The organism is Fulvivirga sp. M361, from assembly GCF_007097395.1.
GTDB lineage: Bacteria > Bacteroidota > Bacteroidia > Cytophagales > Cyclobacteriaceae > Fulvivirga.
On sequence record NZ_VKDC01000115.1, the window covers coordinates 1 to 762 of the forward strand.

Sequence of the window (762 nt, forward strand, 5' to 3'; positions counted from 1 at the left end):
CCCGGAAAAGTCCTTCACACGTTAGCCCCCACCCATTCTTTCCGCCTGAACTATTGCTGTGGAAAGGTAGCAGGGCGCAAAACGCTAAAAAATAGTACTTAACTAGGTCAGTTGTTGAATTGAAGCAAGATCAACACCTGAAAACGCTGTACAAAATCGCTAAAGGTCGGTACAGAATCATTTTGCCGCACTGAAAAATCATTCTGCCGTATTAAAATATGACAAAGACGTACACTAAAATCATTCCGCCGTACCTGGAAATAACACTGCGGCACCCAAAAAGCACAAAGCCAGATGAAAAAAGCATTTTGCCACTCCCGAAAATAACACTGCGTCATCTAAAAACCGTAACGCCGCATACCAAAAGTATAAAACAGCACGCGCCCACGGCAATAGTGCACCGCTGAAGCACTCCATCTCTGCCCAACGCCACAAAGACAACCAATAATCAATGTTTAACCCTTAATGATTTAGTACAATGAACAACAACACGCTAGAAAGTCAACTGCTTTTCGCACAAAACGCCATCGTCAACGCGCTCAACTACGAAGAGATGAAAAACCTGCTGGCCGAATTCGGTTACAACGAAGCCCGCCTCCAGGAAGGCATGCAGCTGTACGAAACCGCCAGCGCCCTACAGCTCAAGCAGCAAAAGGAATACGGCGACCAATTCACAGCCACAGACACCCTTAACACCACCAAAGCCCAGGCTAATCGTGAATACATGAAGCACGTAAAAATAGCCCGCATCGCTGCCCGCAA

1 protein-coding gene is annotated in these 762 nt (G+C 46.7%); it reads left to right on the top strand.

What is annotated here, in order from left to right; genetic code table 11:
- Positions 1 to 478 precede the first annotated feature (478 nt).
- On the top strand, positions 479 to 762 hold a 284-nt coding region (locus FNH22_RS31815), incomplete at its 3' end, for a hypothetical protein (protein ID WP_221420401.1).